This is a genomic window from Proteiniborus ethanoligenes, from assembly GCF_900107485.1.
In the GTDB taxonomy this organism is placed as follows: Bacteria; Bacillota; Clostridia; order Tissierellales; family Proteiniboraceae; genus Proteiniborus; species Proteiniborus ethanoligenes.
Map to the genome: position 1 here is coordinate 1 of NZ_FNQE01000033.1, position 23,166 is coordinate 23,166.

Genomic DNA, 23,166 nt, shown 5'->3' on the forward strand with positions numbered 1-23,166 from the left:
AAACAAAGGTAGTAAATGGCTATAAGGCTATACAAATTTGTGCAGAAAACAATATGTTCATCCAATTAGATACTCATAAGCACATAAATAACATAATGGGTACGGATGGAATGGCATTAGCTATGGTTCTTTTATCAGAAGGGTTAGCTGTTAAGGCTGGATTAGATAGAGCGTTGAGCGCTATACAAATGAACGTTGGTGGTATTAACATACTTGCTGACCTAGCTCTAGTAAAAGCTTTTAGAGAAACTATCTGGAGTGAATTTATCATAGCAGTTCCAGAAACTTTCCAAAACCCACCAGCAGACCTTATTGCAGAGCAAGCACACTTTGCTAGAATGGCAGTGAGTGCTAAGCTTGCAGGAGCAAACTTCTATAGACCAAAGGCTGCTGAAAATGTAGGTATACCTACTGGTGATTCTATGGCTAGAGCTATTTGGGCAACACAAAATGTATTTGAAGGAACCTATAAGGTAGACATAAATGATCCGTTTATCGAAGAAAGAAAAGAAGAAATAAAAGCTGAAGCAATGGCAGTTTTAACAGCTGCATTAAAGAGAGATGAAATGCTAAAGCCTGAAGAAATAAATGAAGAATTCTGGCAGCAATATGATGATGAAGAGTTAATTAGCTTAATTGTAGAAGCAGGTAAAAGTGGAATTTTAGATACTCCTAGAGCAGGGGGATGGGATTTAAAGAGATTTGTTAAAACAAACAGAGACAAAGACGGAATTAGAAGATATGTAAAAGGCTACACTCCTCTTGGAGTAGATGAAAAGTATATGCCAATTACTAAAGAAAATGTAGAAGTTCAAAAAGAAACACCAGTTACAAAAAAAGAAAAGGTAGTATTGGCAACAGTTGGAGCAGATGCACACGTAGTTGGAATAAACATGGTGAAAGAAGCTATTCAAAAAGCAGGCTACGAGGTAATATTCCTAAGAGGAATGAACCTTCCAGAAACAGTAGCTGAGGTTGCAGCAGAAACAAAAGCGAGTGTAGTTGGTGTAAGCAACCTATTAGGCTTAGGTATGACTTTATTCCCTAGGGTATCTAAGAGACTAGAGGAGCTTGGACTGAGAGATGATGTAGTATTACTTGCAGGTGGTAGAATAGCAGAAAAAGAAGAAGAGCATGCAATGTATGAAAAGAAAATACATGATGAGGGCACAGGCTTCTTAGGTGTTGATAACTTCTTTGGACCTGGAACAGACCTTGATGAATGTGTTAAATGGATAGAAGAAGAATTAGAGAAAAAGAAAAACAAGTAAGCATTATAAATAAGTTTTACATTCTTGTTGCATAGACTAGACAGTGTGAGGAGGAATAAAAATGGAACAATTAAAAACACCTGTTGTCATTATGAGAGCAGGGACAAGTAAGGGTATCTTTATAAAAGAAGAAAATCTACCTAAAGCTCAAGAAGAAAGAGATGAATTAATCTTAAAAATATTTGGTAGCCCTGACATTAGACAAATAGATGGCTTAGGTGGCGCAGATCCATTGACTAGTAAATTAGCCATAATAGGACCAGCTACAAGAGAAGATGCTGATGTAGACTATACCTTTGGTCAAGTATCATATGTAGCAGCAAAAATTGACTACTCAGGAAACTGTGGTAACATCTCTGCAGGTGTCGGACCATTTGCAGTAGACGAGGGTCTTGTAAAGGTTGAAGAGCCATATACTACAGTTAGGGTACACAACACTAACACAGGTAAATTAATAATCGAAAGAGTTGAGGTTGTAAATGGCAAAGCTAAAGTTACTGGAGATTATAGTATAGCAGGAGTTCCTGGAACAGGCTCAGAGATAGTGATTGATTTCTCAGATACAGCAGGAGCTGCAACTGGCAAGCTTCTTCCAACAGGAAATGTTATAGATAAGATTGATGTAACTGGCTTTGGCCAAATTGAAGCTTCCTTAGTAGATGCAGCAAACCCTGTTGTATTTGTAAGAGCAAAGGACTTAGGACTAACTGGTATCGAAACACCTGCACAAATAGATGAAAACAAAGCTATGTTAAAAACCTTAGAAGAAATAAGAGGAAAAGCAGCAGTGATGATGGGATTAGTTAGTAACTGGGAAGAGGCAGTAAAAGAAGCACCAGCATTCCCAATGATAGCATTTGTATCTCCTGCACAGAACTATGTTGACTTTACAAAAGGAAAAGAAATAAGTGAAAATGATGTAGATTTTGTTTCAAGACTTATGTTTATGCAGGTTGTTCATAAAACCTATGCTGGCACAGCAACAATTTGTACTGGAGCAGCTGCAAGAATAGAAGGCACAATAGTAAACGAAGCAATGAATGCTAAAGGAAAAGGTAAGGATGAAATTCTTAGAATAGGACATCCTGCTGGAGTAATAACTATAGAGGTTGCTGCAAGCAAAGAAGATAATTGCTGGAAGCTTGAAAAAGCTGCTATAAATAGAACAGCTAGAAGAATCATGGACGGGAACTGTTATACAGTAAAATAAAGGATGATGGCAATGTATAAATATGATTACTTGATTATAGACATAGGAAGCACATATACAAAGCAAAGGCTATTTAAAGACTGTGAATTGGTGGCGACTGTACAGTCGCCAACCACAATAGATAATATATATAAAGGGATAAAGGCTGGCAGAGATATTATGAGAGAAGCATTAAAGGAAGATAATATCCAGGCTAAGCATGTGCTTGCTTCAAGTAGTGCAGCAGGAGGCTTGAGAATGGTAGCCATGGGCTATATGACTAGAGTAACTGCAAAGGCTGCAAAGGAAGTAGCAATGAATTCAGGCTCTAAAATACTTGAAATAGTTTCAAATGAAAACCCTCCTGAATATAGAATACAGATCTTGAAGGAAATAAACCCAGATATTATTTTACTTGCAGGTGGAACTGATTTTGGAGATGAGTCATCTCTTATTGAAAATGCTTCTTTAATAGTCGAAAGTCAAGTCAAGGGTGTAGTTGTCATTGCAGGGAATATAAAGGCTCAAGCTGAAGTAGCAAGAATATTAAAGGAAGGAAGAATTCCACATATTAGAGTTCCTAATATTATGCCTACTATTCATCAGCTTAGAGTAAAAGAGGCTAGAGAAGCTATTCATAGAGAGTTTATTAAACAGATTACTAAAGCGCAAGGCTTGAGCATATTACAAGAGGAAATTACTAATGATAAAGTCATACCCACCCCTGGTGCAGTTCTTATGGCATCTGAGCTTCTTGCAAAGGGAACATATTCAGAAAAGGGATTAGGAGAGCTTATAGTAGTGGATTTAGGTGGAGCAACTACAGATATTCATTCTGTAATACCTAGATATGAAAACCTAGAAGATGAAGAAATAGGCTTAATAGTAAGCAATGAAAAGCAGGTATCCTACAGAACTGTGGAAGGTAACTTAGGTATGCGTATTAGTGCCATGGGTGTATTGGATACCATAAGCCCCAAGGCAATTTTTCACAAAAGAGGAATTAAAGATGAAGAACTACTAGAGGAGTTTGTGCAATATTGTACAGAAATAGAGAGAATCCCCGGACATATAGCTCAAAACGAGAAGGAACATATGTTTGACACTTTTATAGCAGAAACAGCTATTGAAGTTGCTCTAAAAAGACATGCAGGATACATCTCTACAGCTGCAGACCCAATAACAGGTATTATGCCTGGGATGCCTGTAGGCAGAGACCTACGAAATGTGAATACAATAATCGGTGTAGGGGGAATCTTTTCACATAGAGAACCCTCCGAGGGAAAAAAAATAATATTAAATGCACTAAAGGACAAAGGTATTTCACTATTGCCAAATGAACCTAAGGTTTTAATAGATGAAAACTATTTATTATATACTGGAGGCATTATCTCACAAATCGATGAAGACTATGCATTTCAGGTACTAAAAAAACAATTCTAATTACAAATAGCGGAGGTAATGAAATGAAAAAAACTACTGTATTAAGACAACTATTAAATGATAAAGAAATACTTGTGGCACCAGGAGCACATGATGCTCTAACAGCAAGGGTTATAGAAAAATCAGGATTTAAAGCAGTATACATGACAGGCTACGGACAGGCTGCAAGTGTATTAGGTAAGCCAGATATTGGGCTATTAAGTATGACTGAAATGCTAGATAGAGCTAGAAAATTTGCAAGTGCTGTAGATGTACCAGTTATTGCAGATGGAGACACTGGTTTTGGTAATGCAATAACAGTAATGAGAACAGTTGAAGAATATGAAGCTGCAGGAGTAGCGGCTATCCAGCTAGAAGACCAGGTAGCACCTAAAAGATGTGGACATATGCTTGGTAGAAAGGTTGTAAGCCTAGAAGAAATGGTTGGAAAAATTGAAGCAGCAAAGGCAGCAAGAAAAGATCCAGATTTTGTAATCATAGCTCGTACTGATGCTCGTACAGTATTTGGAATAGACGAAGCTATTAGAAGAGCTAAGGCATATGAAGCAGCTGGAGCAGATGTAATATTTGTAGAATCAGTTGAAAACGAAGAAGAAATGAAAAGAGTAAATGAAGAATTAAAGGTACCAACACTTGCTAACATGGTTGAAGGTGGAAGAACACCTCTTTTAACAAATAAAGAATTAGAAGATCTAGGATATAACTTAGTTATATATCCAACAGCATCAACATATGTAGTTGCTAAAGCTATGTTTGAACTTATGGATGCACTAAAAGCAGATGGAACTACTGCGAAGAGCATTGACAAAATGATAACATTCCCAGAGTTTAACGACTTAGTTGGATTAGGGGAATATGCAAAGCTTGAAGAAAAATTTGTTAGAGAGTAAAATATATCTTTTAACACAAACTAGAACTTAGTTCAGTAGAGCGTTATACAGTTTGCCCTTACTGGATTTTAGAGTTAAATAAGCTAAAATAAAGGGAGGTAGTTATAATGTCAAGATTAGGTATCAAAAATATAGGCATTTTAGTTACAGGAGATGTAAAAAATCCTATCTCAAAAGGGAACACTATCATAGTAGAAGATGGCAAGATATTAAAAATAGGTAATGAGAGCTTGCTAGAGGAGTTTAAATGTGACAAGGTAATAGATGCAAAAGGAACAACAGTAGCACCTGGGCTTATTGACTCTCATGTGCATCCAGTACTAGGAGATTTTACTCCGAGACAAAACACAATAGGCTTTATAAACAGCTCCTTACATGGTGGAGTAACTACAATGATTTCAGCAGGAGAGGCTCATACACCAGGTAGACCAAAAGATCCAGCTGGAACTAAGGCTTTAGCAATACTAGGACACAAAAGCTCTAAAAATGCTAGACCAGGTGGAGTAAAGCTTCATGGCGGGGCCTTAATTCTTGAAAAAGGATTAGTGGAAAGTGATTTTGAAGAGCTTGCAAAAGAAGGAGTATGGCTAGTAGGAGAAGTTGGACTTGGAGCAGTAAATAGCCCTGAATTAGCAGCACCAATGGTAAAATGGGCTAAGAAGCATGGCTTTAAGGTAATGATGCATACAGGTGGTACTTCAATTCCAGGAAGCAGTACTATAACAGCTGATGATGTTATAAATACAGACCCAGATGTGGTGTCACATATTAATGGTGGACCTACTGCAGTAGCTCCTGAAGAAGTTGACAAAATAATAAACAATACAAATATGGCATTAGAGCTTGTACAGTGTGGTAACTATAAAGTAATGAAACATACTGTTAATATGGTGAAAGAAAAAGACCAGCTAGAAAGAATTATTATAGGCAATGATTCGCCATCAGGCTCAGGAATAATTCCACTAGGAATTTTAAGAACTATATCATATATAGCATCAGAAACAGATGCAACAGCAGAAGAAGCAATTTGCTTTGCAACAGGTAACACAGCTAAAACATATGGATTAAATGTTGGACTTATTGAAGAAGGAAGAGAAGCAGATTTTGTAATAATGGACGCTCCTCTAGGCTCTATAGGAGAAAACTCATTAAAGGCATTAGAAGCAGGAGATATTCCAGGAGTGTCAATGGTAATAATAGATGGAGAAGTAATGGTTACAAAGAGCAAAAACACACCACCTGCAACACATGGAGCTGTTATTTGCTAAATAGAAAGGGGACAATTTATGATTAATGTTATTCTTGATAAATGCAAAGGCTGCAGCATATGCGTTAAAAACTGTCCACTAGATGCTATTGAGGTAAAGGATAGAAAAGCATATACAAATGAAAAATGCGTATCCTGTGGTATATGTGTCAGAGTATGTCCTTTCAAGGCTATTGAAAGAACTGAAGAACAAAAAGAGAACACTACAAAGTGTACTCACTGCCCTGTTAACTGTACAATACCTGTTGGAAGAACAGGAGCATGTAAAAGATATACAAATGTTGATGGTGAAATAGTTAGAAATAGAAAGCTTGTTGTCCATGCAATAACAAAAGTACCAGAGACAGAAAAATTACCATATAAACCAAATGTAACAGCAGTAGGAAGTGGAACAAGCTATCCATGCTGTCGTCCTGCACCATTTATTGTTCAAGACAGCATAAAGGGAGTAGATGTTGTAACGGTGGTTACAGAGGCTCCTCTAAGCTATAGTGGTGTAAAGGTTAAAATAGATACAAACCTACACATAGGAGAAGAAGGCGCAAAGGTAAAAAGAGATGGTAAGGTTGTAGGTATGATTACAACTGAAGAATATGGTTCAAAAATGCTTACTATAGGTGGAGCAAATCTTCTAAGCAATGGTAATGACGGATTCATCGTTGCAAGAACCATAGTAGATTTAGCTAATGGTAGAAGAATAACACTAAAAGTAGATAATGGAAGCACTCTTGAGCTACAGCAAGGAGAAGCTCCTGTAATAGATGGTGTAAAAGAAAAGCTTATGAGAGTAGGCTGTGGTAGTGCTACTGTTGGAATGTTTGCAAGACATTTATGCAAAGTTGTAGATGAAGCTATTATATTAGACTACCATGTTATAGGTTTGCTTTCAGAGCACTTTGCTGGTGAAGAAGTAGGAATGAAATACAGCGGAGTAGTACCTTATGGAGTAAGAAGCACAAGAGGAAGATATTTTGGAAAGCATGGTCATGGTTGGGGTGGAACAGAAATTGTAAACCCAACAGATGCAGTAGTATCAGTAGATATGAATATTGCAAAACCAGGCTATAAGATTTTAGTAACAGAAACAACTGGACAAAAAGCTGCTTTATTAGAAGTTCAAGAAGATGGTACAGTTAAAGAAATATCAATAACCGATGAAGTATTAGATGCAGTAAAAATAATTTCAGATACCTGTGAAGAATCAAGAGTTTCAGTTATTTACACAGGAGGAACAGGCGGAAGTGCAAGAGCCGGAGTTACTAATTTCCCTAGAAAGCTAACTGATGCTATTCACAATGAAGAGATAAGAATGACTGTAGCTGGAGCACCAGTATTCATTCTTCCAGGAGGAGGAATAAACTTTATGGTAGATGTGGCTAAGATGATACCAGAAGCTACTACTTGGGTTCCAACTCCTGCAACTGTAGCACCTGTAGAATATACTATGACAAGAGAAAAATATGAACAGCTAGGAGGACACACAGAGCATATAATATCAAAAGATCAGCTTTTAAAAATGCTTGAGAAAGAGGAATAATTATGATTGAAAAGCTTCAAGATGAAAGAATATTTATTAACCACGGTCCTATTCAAATGGTAATAGATGCATATGTAAAAGGAGAAAGGAAAGCCGAAATAGGCTTGGAGGCAGGAAGGCATGTTTTAGATCAGTTTAATAAGCTGATACAATATATCCCCCCTTTAAAAAGCATGCGAGCCTATACAAGCACAAGTAGTAGGTTTCCAGAGGTCCTTAACAAAATGATTATTGCTGTTGAAAAAAGTGGATATAATGAACTTAATACTCTTGGAGCTGTAGCAGGATCCTTTTCCGATATAGCACTAGAAAAAGCAGTAGAGCTAGGAGCAACTAGAGTTATTGTAAACAATGGTGGAGACATAGCTTGTACAGATTTAGAAGGAAAATCTATTAAGGTAGGGATTCCATATGCAACAAAAGATGAAAAAAGACAGCTGATTTTAGAAATTGCTAAAGATGAAAACATCCATGGCATATGTACTAGCGGCATGGGTGGAAGGAGCTTTACTAAGGGCATAGCTACTGCTGCAGTTGCTTTAGCATCTGATGCAGCTACAGCAGATGCATGTGCCACATATTTGGGAAATATGACTAATGTAGAGGATGAAAATATAATTCGCTGTCTTGCAGAAGAAATTGATTCGGAAACAGATATTAAAGGACAGCTAATTACAGTTAAGGTAAATGAAATTAGTCAGGAAAAGAAGTATAGAGCACTTTTAAATGGACTTAATGCAGCAGAGGATTTGTATAATAGGGGCATAATAGAAGGAGCAATAATTTGCATAGAAGATATAATAGTAAAATGTCCAGAAAATTTAAAGGTTGAATCAGTACAATTATAATAAAACAACTATTTTAGAGGAGGCTTCACAAATGGATATGAAAATTAGAAAGTATTATACTTTTGTAGAAGAAATTAAAGCTGATGGCGGAAAAGCAATTGAAGGAAAGGAACACAAAAGAGTATCCATAGCAGTAGTATTTGAAAACCCATATGCAGGAAAATATGTAGAAGATCTTTCCCCATTATCAGACTGGGCAGCTTCAGTAACACCAGATTTAGTAGAAAGAGCATTAAAGGCTGCAGGCATTGAAGTAAATGAAGCAGAAAGCTATGGTAAAGCTGCAATAGTAGGTGGCAATGGAGAATTAGAGCATGCAGCAGCATTACTTCACCCAACACTAGGAAAACCATTTAGAGATGGATTAGGTGGAGGAAAGGCAATTATTCCTTCAGCTAAAAAAATGGGATATCCAGGCTGTGCAATAGATGTACCTCTACACTACAAAGATGCAGCATTTGTAAGAACACATTTCGATGCAATGGAAGTAAGAGTACCAGATGCACCAAGAGATAATGAGCTAGTACTTATTCTATCTGTTACAAATTGCGGAAGACCTCATCCAAGAGTAGGTGGACTTAAAATAGAAGAAGTTAAAGGTGAAGACGGATTAAGATAGACATTAATAAGTAGGGCAGTATATGCAAATTAGACACTAAATAAACACCGTATATTCAAATAGAAAACTGACCATGAGGAAAATTCTCATGGTCAGTGTTATATAAAGGGGCTAGATACATATGAAAAATAAAACAAAAGGTGTAATACTTATGATATTTTCATCCCTTTGTTTTGCTTTAATGGCTGCAGCTGTCAAGTCAGTTCCAGAAATAAGCATATCTCAAAAAATGTTTTTCAGAAACTCTGTAACTCTAGTAGTTGCAAGCGTTATGATATTGAAAAAGAAAAAATCCTTTGTAGGGAAAAATAAAAAAGGATTGCTTATGAGAAGTATTCTAGGCTTATTAGGCATAGCAGGAAATTATTATGCCATTTCTAAACTACCACTTGCTGAATCAGAAATACTAAATAAAACATCTTCCTTCTTTGTTATAATACTTGCTGGAATATTTTTAAAAGAAAAAATAACAAGAAAACAAATTTATGCAATAATATTAGCCTTTGTTGGAGCCTTATTTGTAATAAAGCCTAGATTAGACTTTTCTATATTACCAGCCTTGATTGGCTTATCAGGTGCATTTTTTGCAGGAGCAGCTTATACAATGGTAAGATATTTAAATCGTACAGATAGTCCTGATACTATAGTCTTTTACTTTGGGTTAATATCTACTTTGGCAGTAATACCTATGATGCTTTTAGATGGTTTTGTACTATCTGGAGTCCCACAGCTATTAAAGCTATTATCAGTAGGTATATTTGCTGCTGCTGCCCAGATATTTATGGCATACGCATATAGCTTTGCATCAGCCAGTGAACTCTCCATATATTTATTTATAAACATAGTGTTTTCTTTATTAATTGGATTTGCTATTTGGGGTGAACTACCTGATATTTTCAGTTTATTTGGAGGCCTAGTTATTATATTGTCAGGGTATATAAATTATAGGTTAAATATAAGAGAAAATGGGCTGTCACAAAGAATATTATGATGAAAACCATTGCAATAATGAAAAAACCATTGCAATAATGAAACGCTATCTAATCGAGTGTTTTCAACATTTTTCTACACGCATTTAAAAAAGTATTGCATAAATGAAAAAACATACAAAATAATGACTAAATATTATGAAAAAGGCCTATTTATACTCCATAAATATGCATGAAATTGGCATAAAAAATGCATTACTTCTATATGTGGTGAAACCAATTTTTACCCTAGCTATCTAGAAAGATAAGACCACAGTATTAATTTTCTATTTATTACATATTTCTTACTTTGAAAGGAGGCTTATGCATAAATAAATTAATTATTTAACAATAGGTAGAGTAAAGGGTGGTTTCTATTCATTTTTAGTTTATTAATGCAAAATAATAAATTAAGGAGGAGTTTAAATTGGCTGAGAGTCTTAATGGAAAAACAGTAGTAGAAAACAAAGGTACAGAAAACGCTTTCAATCCGGTTCCAGATTCTGAAAGAAAATCATTAATAAGCCTTACTTTTGTACTTGCAGGCTACCCAATTGCACTATCAAACTTTGTTATAGGTGGTGCTGTTGGAGTAGGGATGACATTTCCTAAAGCTGTAATGACACTTCTAGTAGGAAATGGTGTTCTTATGGCAATAGTATTAGCTACTGGATACATGGCATTTAAAACTGGATTATCTACTTCTTTCTTATCTAGAAGAGCCTTCGGTAAAAGAGGCTCAAGTATATTTTCAATTCTGTTGGCTATTTCTTCTGTAACATGGATTTCATTAAATGGGGATATATTTGCTAGATTAATAAAAAGCACCTTCTCATGGTGGACCTTGCCAGTATCAATTACTGCAATTATATGTATAGCATTATGGACCCAATCTGCAATTAGAGGGTATAAAGGTCTAGAAATAATTAGCTTTTTAGGTGTGCCTGCGGCATTAGTATTATCTTTAGTAGGAGTTTTTGCAGTTGGTAGGGCTACTGGAGGTTTTGGTGAAGTACTTAGCTATATACCAGCTAAGCCTATTTCATTTGCTGCAGCTACATCTTCTATTATAGGCGGTTGGGTATTTGGTGCTACTATTACTCCGGATGTTTGTAGATTTGCTAAAAGTACAAGAGATTTGGTTATAGCGGGAATTGCTGCATTTTCTATAGGATGCTTAGGCTTACAGTTTGCAGGAGCATTAGTTGCTATATCTACAGGAAATGGGGACTTTACAGTAGCAATGGCTGCACTAGGTCTTTCTTTAGTAGCTTTCTTTGCAGCAATATTCTGTTTATGGACTACTCAAGATAATAATATTTACGGTGCAAGCTTAGCTATTCAAAACATATTAGAAGAGACTAAATTAAAGGGTAAGATACAGCACAAGCATATAGCATTAGTTATAGCAGGATTAGCAGCTGTATTTGCAGCACTTGGAATATACAAGCACATACTTCCTATAATCCAATTTTTATCATTGTTAATACCACCAGTTTCAGGATTAATTATTGGAGAAGAGTTTTTCGTTAAGAATTCAAAAGAAAAATTAAATGTTAATGCAATTGCTCTTGTCTCATGGCTTATAGCAGGAGTAGCTAGTTATATATCATTAAAGGCAGATGTTTTTGTTCCGCCAATAGTAGGTATAGTAACAAGCTGTTTAGTATATGTAATACTTAGTAAACTATTTGATAAAAAGGTCAAATCAGCATAAAACAATAATTTGAAGCCCTCATTTTAAAAAATGAGGGCTTTTTATTATAATCAATTAGAATAATTAGACTTTATTTCTTTTGCATTTTAAATTTTTTTTAGATAAAAAGTGGTATAATAATTAGATACTAATTAAGTGGAGAGGAAAAGATATGAAATATAATTTGAATACCGAAGGTAATAAAGTAATTATGAAAAACCTAAAGCATTTTGAACCAAAGCATGTTTTTGAATGTGGACAATGCTTTAGATGGGAGATAGAAGAAGACGGAAGTTATACGGGAGTAGCTTACGGAAAGATTTTAAATGTTAGAAAAGATGGAGAGGATATTGTCTTCTCAAATACAAGCTTAGAGGACTTTGAAGAAATATGGATAGATTATTTTGATTTAAATAGAGATTATGGAGAAATAAAGAATAAACTATCTAAGGATCCAATATTAAAAGAAGCCATAGGTTTTGGTCATGGTATAAGAATATTAAAGCAAGATGAATGGGAAATGCTTATATCCTTTATTATATCTGCAAACAACAGGATACCTATGATAAAAAAAGCCATTGGTCTATTAAGTGAAAGCTATGGAGAATATATTGGAGAATATAATGGGAGAAAATATTATAGCTTTCCAACAGCAGAAAGTTTAAAGGATAAAAGCATAGAAGAAATTGAAGGCTGTAAGGTAGGCTTTAGAGCAAAGTATATATTAAACAGTGCTAACATGGTATGTAACAAAGAAATTTATATTTATGGACTTAAAGACCTTTCAACAGAGGCTTCGAGAAACGAATTAATGAAATTTGCAGGTGTAGGTCCAAAGGTTTCTGATTGTATTATGTTATTTTCAATGAATAAATATGATGCATTTCCAATAGATGTTTGGGTTAAAAGGGTTATGGAGTACTTCTACTTGAAAGAGGATACTAGTCTTAAAAAAATACAAGAATACGGAAGGGATAAATTCGGAGAATACGCAGGATATGCCCAGCAATACCTTTTCTATTATGCCAGAGAGCTGGGGATAGGGAAATAGAATTAAGAACGATAGTTTAACGATAGTTGAACAATAGTTGAACAATTGTTCAACTACTGTTAGAAAAAAGGGGGAAAAATCGTGATAGGAAATTTAGCAAATGCTTTTGCAATAATTCTAGGAAGTATTATAGGTATATTTTTAAAGGATAGATTTAAAGAGAATTATAAAGATATAATAATGAACGGCATAGGGCTTTCTGTATTAGTTATAGGTATTAGTGGCGCTATAAAAACAGAGAATATGTTATTAGTGGTCATAAGCTTAGTAGTGGGAAGTATAATAGGAGAATGGCTAAAGATAGAAAACAAGCTTCAAAATATAGGCAATATTATTGAAAGCAAAGTAGGTGCAGGAACATCAAATATTTCAAATGGATTTGTTACAGCATCTCTAATATATTGTGTTGGAGCTATGGCAATAGTAGGAGCATTAGAAAGTGGACTTACTGGAAATAATCAGACTCTCTTTATTAAATCTATTTTAGACGGAGTCACTTCTATTATATTTGCTTCTACCTTAGGCATTGGAGTAGCATTTTCATCCCTATCAGTTCTAGTATACCAAGGACTTATTACATTAACTGCTAACACAATGAAGATTTTCTTAACAGAGGGAGTAATTACAGAAATGTCTGCTGTTGGAGGAATTCTAATTATGGGCATAGGCATTAACCTTTTAGGACTTAAAAAAATTAAAATAGGTAATATGCTTCCTTCAATATTTATTCCTATTATATATTTCATTTTTACCCTAGTAATTAATAGATTATTTTAGGTGATAAAAGGACATAAAGAATAGCAAAAAAATTAAGAGAAAAACTGTAATATTCTTTGCACACACAACGACAAAGCAAACGGAGAAAAACAATGAAAACACAAGATAAAACCATATAAACAATAACAATGGCATAATAAGACAAAATACACAGGAAAACAGCATTTGATTCTATAAAAAGCTTTAGGTAACATATATGTTGTAAGAATTAGCACTCAGCACGAGAGAGTGCTAACAAATTTAAAAAGAAAAAATTTTTTAAAATAAACAGGGAGGGTTAAGCATGAATATTAAACCATTAGGCGACAGAGTAGTTATTAAAAAGGTAGAAGTTGAAGAAAAAACTAAGAGTGGTATAGTACTTCCAAGCTCAGCTAAAGAGCAGCCACAAATAGCAGAGGTTGTAGCTGTAGGAGCTGGAATCACTGAGGACGAAAAGAAAAAAGATGAAATTAAAGTAGGCGACAAGGTTATATTCTCTAAATATGCAGGAACTGAAATTAAGGTTGATGAAGTTGAGTACACAATAGTTAAGCTTGCTGATATATTAGCAGTTGTTCAATAGGAAAATATTAAATTAAATATACCTTCACAGTTTCGAACATGAATAATTCTAAAGTAATATTATGAGTTCAACAAAATTAAAGGAGTGTGAATATAATGGCTAAGGAAATTAGATTTAGTGAAGAAGCACGTCGTGCTATGGAGAAAGGAATAAACAAGCTAGCAGATACAGTAAAGGTGACTTTAGGACCAAAGGGAAGAAATGTTGTTTTAGATAAAAAATTTGGCTCACCTCTTATTACAAACGACGGTGTGACAATAGCTCGTGAAATTGAGCTTGAAGATAAATATGAAAATATGGGAGCACAATTAGTTAAAGAAGTAGCTACAAAAACTAATGATGTAGCAGGAGATGGAACTACTACAGCTACAATATTAGCTCAAGCAATTATTAGAGAAGGATTAAAGAACGTTGCTGCAGGTGCTAACCCAATGATACTTAAAAAAGGTATACATAAGGCAGTAAATGTGGCAGTAGATGAAATAAAAACTCTTTCAAAACCAGTTGAAAGCAAAGAATCTATAGCTCAGGTTGCATCTATATCAGCTGGTGATGATGAAATAGGACAATTAATAGCAGAGGCTATGGATAAGGTAGGTAAGGATGGAGTTATAACAGTTGAAGAATCAAGATCCATGGGAACTACTCTTGACGTAGTTGAAGGTATGCAGTTTGATAGAGGATACCTATCACCATATATGGTAACAGATACAGAGAAGATGGAAGCTGTATTAGAAAATCCATATATTTTAATTACAGACAAGAAAATAACTAATATTCAAGAAATACTTCCAATATTAGAGCAAATAGTACAACAAGGAAAGCAATTAATGATTATTGCAGAAGACATCGAAGGAGAAGCATTAGCAACATTAGTAGTTAACAAGCTAAGAGGAACATTTACTTGCGTAGGAGTTAAAGCACCTGGATTTGGAGATAGAAGAAAAGATATGCTAAGAGATATTGCTATTCTTACGGGTGGAGAAGTAATATCAGAAGAATTAGGATATGATTTAAAAGAAGCTACATTAGAAATGCTAGGAAGAGCTCAAACTGTAAAGGTTGACAAAGAAAATACTACAATAGTAAATGGTGCTGGTGAGCAATCAGATATTAAAGATAGAATTAGACAATTAAAATCACAAATAGAAGAATCAACATCTGAGTTTGACAAAGAAAAACTTCAAGAAAGACTTGCTAAGCTATCAGGTGGAGTTGCAGTTATCCAAGTTGGAGCAGCAACAGAAACAGAGTTAAAAGAAAGAAAGCTTAGAATTGAGGATGCATTAGCTGCTACAAGAGCTGCAGTTGAAGAAGGTATAGTTTCTGGTGGTGGAGTTGCATTAATGAACGTTATACCAGCAGTTGAAGAATTATTAGAAGCTTCCCACGGAGATGAAAAAACCGGAGTAAGCATAATCCTAAGAGCTTTAGAAGAGCCAGTTAGACAAATAGCTGCAAATGCTGGATTAGAAGGCTCTGTAATAGCTGAAAAAGTTAAAGCAAGCGAAAAAGGTATAGGCTTTGACGCACTTAATGAAGAATATGTTAACATGATAGAATCTGGTATAGTAGACCCAACAAAAGTAACTAGATCAGCACTTCAAAACGCTGCATCAGTAGCTGCTATGGTATTAACCACAGAAGCAGTAGTAGCTGACCTACCAGAAGAAGACGTTCCAGGCATGGGCGGAATGGGCGGCATGGGTGGAATGGGCGGAATGATGTAGTAAAGACCCTAAATCTATTAGGAACAATAGATTTAACATCCAGCAAACACATTGCTAGTATTAGAGACTCTGTATAAGTTTATTAGACTTATGCAGAGTTTTTTGTTTTTTATATATTACCTTTTTGAATATATGGAGTATTAAATAGAAATAATAACTTAGAATCTATCTACTATAAGAGGAGGGTTTATATGATACGAGAAGGGTTGATACCAACGTTGTTAGGAACAGCAGTTACTGGAGCAGCTCTAGCAACTAGGGTTCCAGACATTAGAAGAAGAGGAATACAAAAAAATGAAGTAGGTACTATGATAGCCACAGGCTTAGTAGGATTTGGTTTAGCCCACATTGTATTAGGAAGTATAGACTTATTTCAAGGAAGATAGATTTAGCAGGGGTTTTATGCCCCTGCTTTTAATATGGGTAACTTTTTTTGAAATTTTGCATAGTAGATAATATAGAAAATTATATAGCTTACATTTAACTAATAAGCTATAAAGGGGGAGAACCATAATGTATAATGATTTTATATCAATTTCAACACTAGCCACATTTGCTGGCTTAGTAGCAGCTGTAAGCATAATAGTTCAATTTACTAAGAGCATAGTAAAAAATAAGCTTGGTGATGCTTATGTTAGACTATATACCTTTATAATAGCACTAATATTGAACTTCGTATTCGCAAGGTCAGGACAGGGTATCCAGGGAATAGTACTTACAGTTATCAATGCAATAATTGTAAGTATAACATCTATGGGTGGATATGAAATGATAGCAGATCCAAAAGCAAGAAAGGCTAAAAGGTAATCTTGAAATTAAGATGTAAGCAACTATAAAGGCGTATATTATGCCAAGGAAAAACATATTTCCTTGGCAGATTTGTATGTTATTCTAGTTTTGAATTATGCTTAATGAATAAAACTCTCTATTTTGTTTTCACTAGCTGGATTAACAGCACTCCACCCTCTTATTTCCATGGCCTTTGAAATAGAAGACTGGTTTTGAAGAATATTCAATTGACATTTTAAAAGAATTTCCTTTAAGTCTTGGCAGGAAGACTCTATTAATGCACAGTCATATGTATTCCATATTTGCCTTTGAGAATAAACAAGATCAGTCAATAAATCTTTTTCCGTAAGGTATTTATCTATATACATAGATAATTCCTCTCCTTTAAATAGATTTTTCTTACTGGAATATCTAAAGTCTTTGTCAAATGAAAAGATTAGCTTAAATAAGACAATAAAAGATTATAATTATCCTCATGCTTTTTACCTGCAATATAGCAAATGTTTTTAAGCTCGCTATCAAAAATAGTATTACTGTATGCGGAGCATTTTTTTGCAAGCAGTAATTCTTGAGTTAATAGCTCCTCCATTAGATGTTGCATTTTGCAATCAACATTCCTTAAGCTCTGGTTGCTTTTCAATCTACCACCTCCAATTGAAATACCAACAAATATTGTACAATTATTATACCTGTTTTCACAATTTATATAGCATGTAAAAAATGAAACATTAAACAATAAAATAGATGAAATGAAAAATAGTGTAAAAGCAATAAGAGATTTAAATAGCTTATTTATATATAATGCTTTAAATATTATATTAAGAAATGTTTATAATAAAACTATATGTATTTTCCTTGACAATCTATTAATCTTTTGTTAAATTTAAAAGAATAATATACAGAACAAACTCATATATCTCCTAGAATATGGCTGGGAAGTCTCTACCGGGTTACCGTAAATTTTCCGACTATGAGTGGAATAATATATAATAGCTGGAAGTTATAAATCTAGCAGCTATTTTGTTTTCATACACAATTCCACTCAAGGAATTGTGTTTTTTGTTTTATTATTAGTTCTTAGTTCCTAGCTGTTAGCAGAAGCTAAGAACCAAGAACTAAGAGCTAACAGCTAGAATCTAGTAGCTACTAATTCTTAATTGTTAATTATTAATTTAAACTACAGGAGGCTATATAAATGGAAAAATTTATTCAAGAAGGATTAACCTTTGACGATGTACTTTTAGTACCAGCAAAATCAGAAATACTCCCAAAGGATGTAAGAACAAATACAAATCTTACAAAAAAAATCAAGCTTAACATTCCTATTATGAGTGCTGGAATGGATACGGTAACAGATTGTAGAATGGCTATAGCAATTGCTAGAGAAGGTGGTATTGGAATAATCCATAAAAATATGTCTATTGAAAACCAAGCTATGGAGGTAGATAAGGTAAAAAGATCAGAGCATGGAGTAATAACAGATCCATTCTATTTGTCACCAAATCATATATTGTCAGATGCCCTTGAATTAATGGAAAGATATAGAATATCAGGAGTTCCTATAATTGATGAAAATAAAAAGCTAGTAGGAATAATAACAAATAGAGATATAAGATTTGAAACAGATTCTTCTAAGAAAATATTTGATGTGATGACAAAAGAGAATTTAATTACTGCAGAACCGGGTATAACTATGGATGAGGCTCAAGAAAAAATGAAGAAATATAAAATAGAAAAACTTCCCCTGATTGATGCTAATGGAACCTTAGTAGGCTTGATAACTATAAAGGATATTGAAAAAACATTAGAATATCCTAATGCGGCAAAGGATAAAACAGGTAGATTGCTAGCTGGGGCAGCAGTTGGCGTTACATTAGACATTATGGACAGAGTAAAAGCCCTTGTTAAAGCTAAAGTAGATGTAATAGTTGTAGATACAGCTCATGGCCATTCAAAAGGTGTTATAGAGGCTGTTGAAAGGATAAAGAAGGAATACCCTGATTTACAGCTTATAGCAGGGAATGTAGCCACAGCAGAGGCAACAGAAGAGCTTATAAGAGCCGGAGCAGATGCAGTAAAGGTTGGCATAGGACCAGGCTCAATATGTACTACTAGAGTAGTAGCAGGTGTAGGAGTACCTCAAATCACCGCAATATATGATTGCTCCCAAGCAGCTAAAAAATATGGTATACCTATAATAGGAGATGGTGGGATAAAATATTCTGGAGATATAGTTAAGGCCATAGCAGCAGGCGCAGATGTAGTTATGATAGGCTCAATGTTTGCAGGAACAGAGGAAAGTCCTGGAGAAATGGAGCTATACGAAGGAAGAAGATTTAAGGTTTATAGAGGCATGGGCTCCCTTGGTGCTATGGCGGCTGGAAGTAAGGACAGATATTTCCAAGAGAATAATAAAAAGCTTGTTCCAGAAGGAATAGAGGGAAGAGTACCATATAGAGGTCCTTTAAGTGACATAGTCTACCAGATGATAGGTGGCTTAAAGGCTGGAATGGGTTATTGTGGCACTGCAACTATTGAAGATCTAAAAGAAAAGAGTCAATTTATAAAAATAACTAATGCAGGATTATTAGAAAGTCATCCTCACGATGTTTATATTACAAAAGAAGCTCCAAACTATAGTAAAACCTACTAAATAATAAATGGAGGAATATAAATGAGTAGCATACCAGAGAATTTTGTAGAAAAGTCAATTGAAGAGATAAAAAATGTCATAGGTGACAAAAAATCAATATGTGCATTATCAGGAGGAGTAGATTCCTCTGTAGCAGCAGTATTAGTCCATAGAGCCATTGGGAACAATCTTACCTGTGTATTTGTAGATCATGGACTCCTAAGAAAAAACGAAGGTGATCAAGTAGAGGAAGTCTTTAGAAATAGATTCCATATGAATCTTATAAGAGTAAATGCTCAGGAAAGATTTTTAAGCAAGCTTAAGGGAGTAACTGACCCTGAAGTGAAGAGAAAGATAATAGGAGAAGAGTTTATAAGAGTATTTGAAGAGGAAAAAAACAAGCTTGGTCATATTGACTACTTAGTACAGGGAACCATATATCCAGATATAGTGGAAAGCGGTGCTGATGGAGCCGCTATTGTAAAAAGTCATCACAATGTGGGCGGACTTCCAGAGGATGTTGATTTTGAACTAGTAGAGCCTCTTAAAACTCTTTACAAAGATGGAGTTAGGGAAGTAGGCAGACAGCTAGGCATACCAGATGAAGTAGTTAACAGACAGCCATTTCCAGGACCAGGACTTGGTGTAAGAGTATTAGGCGAGATAACTGAAGAAAAGCTTAAAATTGTAAGAGAAGCAGACTGGATATTTAGAGAAGAAATAAAAATTGCAGGTCTAGAAAATAAAATCTGGCAATACTTTGCAGCGCTTCCTAATATAAAAAGCGTAGGAGTAGTAAATGGTGAAAGAACATATTTCCACACAATAGCTCTAAGAGCAGTACATTCAACAGATGGAATGACCTCTGATTGGGCAAGAATCCCTTATGAAGTACTTGAAAAAGTATCAAAAAGGATAACAAGCGAAGTAGAAGGAGTTAATAGAGTAGTATATGATGTGACAACTAAACCTCCTGCTACTATTGAGTGGGAGTAGTACCCAGTGAAACGAGCGATAGTGAAGTTGAACTGTAGGTACTACACCTGTCAGGGTTGGCGAGATTTCTACCGACTGTAAGGAGGTAGAAGTCCGAAACCTACGGTGTGGAGTAGCAAACAAAAGTCTTGGAACCTTTGGAAACAGAGGGACCAAGACTTTTTTATTTTTTGAAAGTACTAAAATAGTACTATTATTATTTTGATTATATTCATTTGGGTGTCCATATACAGTTAGAAACTCCAAGATATATGAAGGTCTGGAGAGTGTAAATGTCAATCCCAAATTGCACAGGACGTAACGGGGGAATGAAAACAGAGAATTACAATGAATGGGTAAAGCTAATGAATCAGATAGATGTGATAATAGATGAGCAGATAAAGCATATAATAGTGTATAGTTTGTAGAAAAGGGACTGAAAGGGCCTTTTTCTTTGCCCATATTTAGGCAATATATGTTATAATATCTTTAAATATAAAAAGTAAACCTTTATAAAATGGAGGCCACTATGGGATACAATTATGACAAATTATGGAAACTACTAATTGACAAGAAAATGAATAAAGAAGAACTTCGAAAAAGAACAGGTATGTCCTCAACTACTTTAGCCCGTATGGGTAAGGATGAAAATGTTAGCTTAGATGTATTGGGAAGGATATGTAAAGAATTAGAATGTGATATAGGAGATATTATTAGTTATAAAGGATAAAGGGGTATGATTTATGGAGAAACTCAACAACCAAGTTAAATCAAAACAAAGAATAGCAGATCATGGAGAGGTATTTACTTCAGAAAGAGAAGTTAATGCTATGTTAGACCTAGTAAAACAAGAAACAGAAAGAATAGATAGCCGTTTTTTAGAACCAGCATGTGGAACAGGAAATTTCCTTGCAGAGATTCTAAACAGAAAGCTAAAGGTAGTAAAAAGCAGATATTTAAAGAATAAATCTGATTATGAAAAATATGCCGTAGTAGCCATTACTAGTATTTATGGTGTAGATATTTTAGAAGATAATGTTTTAGAATGTCGTGACCGTATGTTTTCTATTTTTGATGAAGAATATACAAAAGTATGCAAGGAAGAAGCTAATGATGATTGTCGTGATGCAGTAATATATATATTATCTAGAAATATTTTGCATGGAGATGCCTTAACAATGGAAACATTGGAAGGTGATCCAATTATATTTTCAGAATGGTCTTTGGTTAGTGGAAATATGATGAAAAGAAGGGACTATAGATTTGATGAATTACTAGCAGGGCATCAGGAACAAATCTCAATATTCATGATGGGATGGGAATATGATGAAGAAATTCAGGCCTTAATTCCAGCACCCTTAAAAGAATATCCTCTTATGGATTATAGGAGGGTACAATATGCTGAATAAAGATTTGTACTCAAATATGTATAATCCAGATGTCTTGTCAACCCTTGCTAATCTTTCAAATGATGAGGTGTTTACACCACCAGAAATTGCAAATCAAATGTTAGATTTATTGCCAGGGGATTTATGGTCTAATCCAGAGGCTACTTTTCTGGATCCCGCCTGTAAGTCAGGAGTATTTCTAAGGGAGATTGCCAAACGTTTAATTGATGGATTAAAGGATGAAATACCAGATTTACAAGAAAGGTTAGATCATATTTTCCATAATCAATTATATGGAATTGCCATCACAGAACTTACTAGTTTACTTTCTAGAAGAAGTATTTATGGGTCTAAGTATCCTAATAGTATATTTTCCTTTAGTACCTTTGACAATCCAGTAGGAAATATTAAATATAATATTATTGAACATACATGGGAAGGAAATAGATGTAAGTATTGTGGGGCATCTAAATCAGAATATAAGAGAAGTGATGAATTAGAAACTCACGCATATGAATTTATACATAGAAAAAAACCAGAGGAGATATTTAATATGAAATTTGATGTAATAATAGGAAATCCACCTTATCAACTTGACACAGGGGGTTACGGTAGACAAGCAAAGCCAATTTACCATTTATTTGTTGAACAAGCCAAAAAACTTAATCCTAGATATCTTTCTATGATTATTCCTTCTCGATGGTTTGCAGGGGGAATGGGGTTGGATGATTTTCGGGATACTATGATATCTGATAATAGAATAAGTCATTTAGTAGATTACGCAAATGCAAAAGATTGTTTCCCATTTAACAGCATAAGTGGTGGTGTTTGTTACTTCCTTTGGAGTAGGGAATATTCTGGAGAATGTACAGTCACAAACATTAATGGTAGTAACGAAAGTACCGCAATAAGAAGATTGGATGAATTTCCTGTTTTAGTGAGATATAATGAATCTGTCGATATTATTCATAAAGTACTATCTTTAGATGAGGAAAATATTATTGAATATGTAAGTTCATTAACACCATATGGATTACCTACTAACTATAGAGGAAAAGCTACTCGTTCAAGTGATCAAGATTTGATTCTTCATACAAGTGCAGGAACTAGTTATATTTCTAGGGATGAAATTAGTAAAGGATTCGATACCCTTGATAAATATAAGGTAATGGTTAGCAAAACAAGCTCCGAACATGCAGGAGAACCTGGAAGGGATGGGAAGTTTAGGGTAATGACTTCATCAATGAAAGTATTATCCCCAGGGGAAGTTTGTACACATTCATATTTTGTTGTAGGTAATTTTAATAATGAAACAGAGGCTAATAATCTTTTATTATATCTTAAAAGTAGGTTTGTTCGATTTTTAATATTGCAATCTATGAGTTCTATAAACTTATCTAAGAATGTATTTACTTTTGTACCAATCCAAGATTTTTCTAAACCATGGACAGATGAAGAACTATATAAAAAGTACGGTCTAAACCAAGAAGAAATTGATTTTATCGAATCAATGATTAAGCCAATGGAATAG

23 protein-coding genes, 1 pseudogene and 1 riboswitch are annotated in these 23,166 nt (G+C 34.6%); of the genes and pseudogenes, 22 read left to right on the plus strand and 2 right to left on the minus strand.

Features of this window, described 5'->3' with window-relative positions:
• From BLV37_RS12500 to BLV37_RS12575, 16 genes are all read left to right on the plus strand, one after another.
• The coding region (locus tag BLV37_RS12500) for a cobalamin-dependent protein (RefSeq protein WP_143031524.1) at positions 1-1,271 on the plus strand (1,271 nt) is incomplete at its 5' end.
• 61 nt (positions 1,272-1,332) lie between these two features.
• Positions 1,333-2,481, plus strand: a complete 1,149-nt coding sequence (locus BLV37_RS12505) for a 2-methylaconitate cis-trans isomerase PrpF family protein (RefSeq protein WP_091732079.1) — start codon at positions 1,333-1,335, stop codon at positions 2,479-2,481.
• Positions 2,482-2,487: 6 nt separating this feature from the next.
• Positions 2,488-3,903 carry a glutamate mutase L gene (locus BLV37_RS12510; protein WP_244270541.1) on the plus strand — a complete coding sequence of 472 codons (1,416 nt, stop codon included), beginning with the start codon at positions 2,488-2,490 and terminating at the stop codon, positions 3,901-3,903.
• A gap of 23 nt (positions 3,904-3,926) precedes the next feature.
• Positions 3,927-4,793: an isocitrate lyase/PEP mutase family protein gene (locus BLV37_RS12515; RefSeq protein ID WP_091732085.1), complete on the plus strand. Its 867-nt coding sequence runs from the start codon at positions 3,927-3,929 to the stop codon at positions 4,791-4,793.
• A 107-nt stretch (positions 4,794-4,900) separates the two neighbouring features.
• Positions 4,901-6,061, plus strand: a complete 1,161-nt coding sequence (locus BLV37_RS12520; RefSeq protein ID WP_091732087.1) for an amidohydrolase family protein — start codon at positions 4,901-4,903, stop codon at positions 6,059-6,061.
• A gap of 18 nt (positions 6,062-6,079) precedes the next feature.
• Positions 6,080-7,597, plus strand: a complete 1,518-nt coding sequence (locus tag BLV37_RS12525; protein WP_091732089.1) for a 4Fe-4S binding protein — start codon at positions 6,080-6,082, stop codon at positions 7,595-7,597.
• A 2-nt stretch (positions 7,598-7,599) separates the two neighbouring features.
• Positions 7,600-8,445 (plus strand): hypothetical protein, encoded by an 846-nt coding sequence (locus BLV37_RS12530; protein WP_091732091.1) that lies wholly within the window; start codon positions 7,600-7,602, stop codon positions 8,443-8,445.
• A 31-nt stretch (positions 8,446-8,476) separates the two neighbouring features.
• Positions 8,477-9,064, plus strand: a complete 588-nt coding sequence (locus BLV37_RS12535; protein ID WP_091732094.1) for an amino acid synthesis family protein — start codon at positions 8,477-8,479, stop codon at positions 9,062-9,064.
• Positions 9,065-9,185: 121 nt separating this feature from the next.
• Complete coding sequence (locus BLV37_RS12540; RefSeq protein WP_091732096.1) at positions 9,186-10,055, plus strand: DMT family transporter; 870 nt, start codon at positions 9,186-9,188, stop codon at positions 10,053-10,055.
• Positions 10,056-10,459: 404 nt separating this feature from the next.
• A complete protein-coding gene (locus BLV37_RS12545) occupies positions 10,460-11,749 on the plus strand; it encodes a purine-cytosine permease family protein (RefSeq protein WP_091732099.1) in 1,290 nt (429 codons plus the stop codon).
• 151 nt (positions 11,750-11,900) lie between these two features.
• Positions 11,901-12,779, plus strand: a complete 879-nt coding sequence (locus BLV37_RS12550; protein ID WP_091732101.1) for a DNA-3-methyladenine glycosylase family protein — start codon at positions 11,901-11,903, stop codon at positions 12,777-12,779.
• 81 nt (positions 12,780-12,860) lie between these two features.
• A complete protein-coding gene (locus BLV37_RS12555) occupies positions 12,861-13,556 on the plus strand; it encodes a DUF554 domain-containing protein (RefSeq protein WP_091732103.1) in 696 nt (231 codons plus the stop codon).
• A 283-nt stretch (positions 13,557-13,839) separates the two neighbouring features.
• Positions 13,840-14,121, plus strand: coding sequence for a co-chaperone GroES (locus BLV37_RS12560; protein WP_091732104.1), 282 nt, complete (start codon positions 13,840-13,842; stop codon positions 14,119-14,121).
• A 95-nt stretch (positions 14,122-14,216) separates the two neighbouring features.
• Positions 14,217-15,851 carry a chaperonin GroEL gene (gene groL, locus BLV37_RS12565; RefSeq protein ID WP_091732107.1) on the plus strand — a complete coding sequence of 545 codons (1,635 nt, stop codon included), beginning with the start codon at positions 14,217-14,219 and terminating at the stop codon, positions 15,849-15,851.
• A 194-nt stretch (positions 15,852-16,045) separates the two neighbouring features.
• Positions 16,046-16,237: an asparagine synthase gene (locus BLV37_RS12570; RefSeq protein WP_091732143.1), complete on the plus strand. Its 192-nt coding sequence runs from the start codon at positions 16,046-16,048 to the stop codon at positions 16,235-16,237.
• 127 nt (positions 16,238-16,364) lie between these two features.
• Entirely contained in the window at positions 16,365-16,658 is a 294-nt protein-coding gene (locus BLV37_RS12575; RefSeq protein WP_091732109.1) for a hypothetical protein, read from the plus strand.
• A 101-nt stretch (positions 16,659-16,759) separates the two neighbouring features.
• Here BLV37_RS12575 and BLV37_RS12580 read toward each other — a convergent pair whose 3' ends face one another.
• Positions 16,760-17,008, minus strand: a complete 249-nt coding sequence (locus BLV37_RS12580) for a spore coat protein (RefSeq protein WP_091732113.1) — start codon at positions 17,006-17,008, stop codon at positions 16,760-16,762.
• A gap of 68 nt (positions 17,009-17,076) precedes the next feature.
• Positions 17,077-17,280 carry a hypothetical protein gene (locus tag BLV37_RS12585; RefSeq protein WP_091732116.1) on the minus strand — a complete coding sequence of 68 codons (204 nt, stop codon included), beginning with the start codon at positions 17,278-17,280 and terminating at the stop codon, positions 17,077-17,079.
• Positions 17,281-17,529: 249 nt separating this feature from the next.
• Positions 17,530-17,631: riboswitch (purine riboswitch) on the plus strand.
• 204 nt (positions 17,632-17,835) lie between these two features.
• Here BLV37_RS12585 and guaB point away from each other — a divergent pair.
• From guaB to BLV37_RS12610, 6 genes and pseudogenes are all read left to right on the plus strand, one after another.
• Complete coding sequence (gene guaB / locus BLV37_RS12590; RefSeq protein WP_091732117.1) at positions 17,836-19,293, plus strand: IMP dehydrogenase; 1,458 nt, start codon at positions 17,836-17,838, stop codon at positions 19,291-19,293.
• Positions 19,294-19,332: 39 nt separating this feature from the next.
• Positions 19,333-20,268: pseudogene (gene guaA, locus BLV37_RS12595) on the plus strand (glutamine-hydrolyzing GMP synthase); the annotation flags it as partial.
• A gap of 272 nt (positions 20,269-20,540) precedes the next feature.
• A complete protein-coding gene (locus tag BLV37_RS15460) occupies positions 20,541-20,675 on the plus strand; it encodes a hypothetical protein (RefSeq protein WP_280140147.1) in 135 nt (44 codons plus the stop codon).
• A gap of 101 nt (positions 20,676-20,776) precedes the next feature.
• Positions 20,777-20,977 carry a helix-turn-helix domain-containing protein gene (locus BLV37_RS12600; protein WP_091732122.1) on the plus strand — a complete coding sequence of 67 codons (201 nt, stop codon included), beginning with the start codon at positions 20,777-20,779 and terminating at the stop codon, positions 20,975-20,977.
• 13 nt (positions 20,978-20,990) lie between these two features.
• On the plus strand, positions 20,991-21,656 hold the full coding sequence (locus BLV37_RS12605) for a DNA methyltransferase family protein (protein WP_091732125.1): 666 nt from the start codon (positions 20,991-20,993) through the stop codon (positions 21,654-21,656).
• Entirely contained in the window at positions 21,646-23,166 is a 1,521-nt protein-coding gene (locus tag BLV37_RS12610) for an Eco57I restriction-modification methylase domain-containing protein (protein WP_091732128.1), read from the plus strand. Before BLV37_RS12605 ends, BLV37_RS12610 begins: the two co-directional genes overlap by 11 nt.

Bases quoted from the DNA above. Each gene is read 5' to 3' on its own strand.
- BLV37_RS12535 (WP_091732094.1), top strand. From the start codon at position 8,477: ATGGATATGAAAATTAGAAAGTATTATACTTTTGTAGAAGAAATTAAA.
- BLV37_RS12510 (WP_244270541.1), top strand. From the start codon at position 2,488: ATGGCAATGTATAAATATGATTACTTGATTATAGACATAGGAAGCACA.
- BLV37_RS12580 (WP_091732113.1), bottom strand. From the start codon at position 17,008: ATGTATATAGATAAATACCTTACGGAAAAAGATTTATTGACTGATCTT.
- BLV37_RS12560 (WP_091732104.1), top strand. From the start codon at position 13,840: ATGAATATTAAACCATTAGGCGACAGAGTAGTTATTAAAAAGGTAGAA.
- BLV37_RS12525 (WP_091732089.1), top strand. From the start codon at position 6,080: ATGATTAATGTTATTCTTGATAAATGCAAAGGCTGCAGCATATGCGTT.
- BLV37_RS12600 (WP_091732122.1), top strand. From the start codon at position 20,777: ATGGGATACAATTATGACAAATTATGGAAACTACTAATTGACAAGAAA.
- BLV37_RS12530 (WP_091732091.1), top strand. From the start codon at position 7,600: ATGATTGAAAAGCTTCAAGATGAAAGAATATTTATTAACCACGGTCCT.
- BLV37_RS12515 (WP_091732085.1), top strand. From the start codon at position 3,927: ATGAAAAAAACTACTGTATTAAGACAACTATTAAATGATAAAGAAATA.
- BLV37_RS12550 (WP_091732101.1), top strand. From the start codon at position 11,901: ATGAAATATAATTTGAATACCGAAGGTAATAAAGTAATTATGAAAAAC.
- guaB (WP_091732117.1), top strand. From the start codon at position 17,836: ATGGAAAAATTTATTCAAGAAGGATTAACCTTTGACGATGTACTTTTA.
- BLV37_RS15460 (WP_280140147.1), top strand. From the start codon at position 20,541: ATGTCAATCCCAAATTGCACAGGACGTAACGGGGGAATGAAAACAGAG.
- BLV37_RS12575 (WP_091732109.1), top strand. From the start codon at position 16,365: ATGTATAATGATTTTATATCAATTTCAACACTAGCCACATTTGCTGGC.
- BLV37_RS12520 (WP_091732087.1), top strand. From the start codon at position 4,901: ATGTCAAGATTAGGTATCAAAAATATAGGCATTTTAGTTACAGGAGAT.
- BLV37_RS12505 (WP_091732079.1), top strand. From the start codon at position 1,333: ATGGAACAATTAAAAACACCTGTTGTCATTATGAGAGCAGGGACAAGT.
- BLV37_RS12605 (WP_091732125.1), top strand. From the start codon at position 20,991: ATGGAGAAACTCAACAACCAAGTTAAATCAAAACAAAGAATAGCAGAT.
- BLV37_RS12610 (WP_091732128.1), top strand. From the start codon at position 21,646: ATGCTGAATAAAGATTTGTACTCAAATATGTATAATCCAGATGTCTTG.
- BLV37_RS12540 (WP_091732096.1), top strand. From the start codon at position 9,186: ATGAAAAATAAAACAAAAGGTGTAATACTTATGATATTTTCATCCCTT.
- groL (WP_091732107.1), top strand. From the start codon at position 14,217: ATGGCTAAGGAAATTAGATTTAGTGAAGAAGCACGTCGTGCTATGGAG.